Annotated in this window: 2 protein-coding genes; one reads left to right on the top strand and one right to left on the bottom strand. The window is 73.4% G+C overall.

Annotated features, from left to right (window positions below):
- Positions 1 to 673: MFS transporter (locus ACYVE7_RS32955; protein WP_460370362.1), on the top strand; the 673-nt coding region annotated here is incomplete at its 5' end.
- Here the strand turns inward: ACYVE7_RS32955 and ACYVE7_RS32950 are convergent.
- The coding region (locus ACYVE7_RS32950; RefSeq protein ID WP_460370361.1) for a DEAD/DEAH box helicase at positions 670 to 2185 on the bottom strand (1516 nt) is incomplete at its 5' end. The genes ACYVE7_RS32955 and ACYVE7_RS32950 overlap by 4 nt on opposite strands.

Below are 2185 nucleotides of genomic sequence, written 5' to 3'. Positions count from 1 at the left end.
GGCGCTGGCCGTCCTGGTGGCGGCCGCGCCGCGGATCCTGCCGCCCGGCACGTTCCGGGCGGCCCCCGGCATCCCCAGCCTGATCGTGACGCGCGGGCTGCTCGGCGCGGCGTTCACCCAGGCCGAGGTGTTCATCCCGCTGCTGCTGACCAGGGAGCGCGGCTACTCCACGGCCGAGGCCGGGATCAGCCTGACGGTCAGCGCGGTCGGCTGGGTCGCCGGTTCGGCGCTGCAGAGCCGCTCGGCGTTCCGGCTGAGCCCCCAAGCGAAGCTCAGGACGGGTGTGACGCTGGTCGCGATCGGGATCACCGCGGCCGTCGCGACGGTCCTGCCCGCCGTCCCGCTGGCGGTGCTGCTGCTGGGCTGGGTGGCCGCCGGGTTCGGGATGGGGCTTTCCTACCCGACCCTGTCGGCGCAGATGCTCGCCCTGTCGGCCCCGCAGGAGCAGGGCGCGAACAGTTCCGCGCTCCAGCTCGGCGACCAGCTCTTCTCGACCGTGGTCCTGGCGCTCGGCGGCGCGCTGTTCGCGACGTGGGTCGCGTCCGACGCGCGGGCGGCGTTCCTGGCGGCGTTCCTCATCGGCGAGGCGCTGATCCTGCTGGCGGCGGTGGTGCTGCCCCGCACGTTCCGGACCCGGCAGGAGACCGTCCGGCCACTCGTCTCGGTGGGCTAATCACCTGCCAGCCGACGCTGCTCCTCCTCGACGATCCGCCGGGCCAGGCCCGGGTCGGACAGGTCGACGGCCTCGGGCGCGGCGTCGGCGAGGTCGCTGCGGCGCGCGTAGGCGTCGAACAGGGATTTCTTCTGGGCGAGGATCCGCAGCATCCGCTCGTCGACCGAGTCGGCGATCAGCAGCCGGTGCACCTGGACGGCCCGCACCTGCCCCATCCGGTGGGCGCGTGCCACGGCCTGGCTCTCCATGGTCGGTTTCACCTGCGGCTCGCAGAGGATCACGACCGAAGCGGCCTGCAGGTTGAGCCCGACCCCGCCCGCCTGGATCTGCGCGAGCAGCACGGCGTGGCCGGGCGCGGCGGCGAACTCGTCGGCGATCTCCTGCCGCCGGGCCGCCGCGACATCGCCCGCGATCGGCCCGAACGCCCCCGGCAGCGCCGCCAGGACGGTGGCCAGGACGTCGCGGAAGAACGAGAACACCACCACCTTGTGGCCGTTCTCCTTCGCCTCCTCGACGATCTCCCGGAGCCGTTCCAGCTTCTCCGAGCTCTCCGGCACCGCGTAGGCGGCCCGGCGCATCGCCATGAAGTTCCCCGCCTCGACGGCCGCCCGGTAGGCCGCCAGATCGGGCCCGCTGAACTCCTCCCACTCATCGACCTGCACCAGATCGGGCAGTTCGGTCAGCACGTCCTCCTGGTTGCGGCGCAGGTAGGCGGGGCCGACGGCGCGACGGAACGCCTGCGCGCCCGCGACCGCGTCCTCGGTGTCGATCCGCAGCCCCGGCTGGAGCATTCCGACGAGGTTCCGGAACTCACCGACCCGGTTCTCCATCGGCGTCCCGGTCAGGAACAGCACCCGTTCGGTGCGCGCCGCCCACGCCGCGACGGCCCGCGCCCTGCGGGTCTCGGGGTTCTTCACATAGTGGGCCTCATCCACGACGAGCATCCCGACCGCGCCGACGGGCAGGGCGTGCAGCCCGTCGATGGTGGTCACGGCCACTCCCCCGGCCTTCGCCCACTCGGTGAGCGCGAGCTCCCGGTCGGGCCCGTGGACCTTGAACGCGCGCAGCGTGCTGCGCGCGGTGATCTCTCTGGTCCAGTTGATGAGGACGCTGGCCGGGCAGGCCACCAGGAAGTGCGTGTACCCCTCGGCCCGCAGATGGGCGAGGGCCGCGACCGCCTGGACGGTCTTGCCGAGTCCCATCTCGTCGCCGAGGATGGTGCGGCGCTGGGCCAGCGCGAACTTGGCCCCGAACTCCTGGTAGCCGCGGAGCGCGACCCGCCGGTGCGCCGGGTCGAGCGGCTGGGCGTTGACCCGCTCGGCGATCTCGTGCGGCAGGAACCCTTCGGTGCGGTCCCGGTCGGGGGCCGCCCCGGCCAGTTCGATGAGCAGCGCGTAGTAGGCGGGCGACTGGAGTTCGAAGTCGATCCACGCGGCCGTCCCGTGGGCGGGCGGCCTGGCCAGGTCGAGGTCGGCGTCGGCGACGAGCAGCGGGGTGTCGCGGTCGGCAGCG

The organism is Actinocorallia lasiicapitis (genome assembly GCF_054778695.1).
The sequence above is the reverse complement of the archived record's forward strand: the minus strand, read 5'-3'. Positions and strand labels throughout refer to the sequence as shown.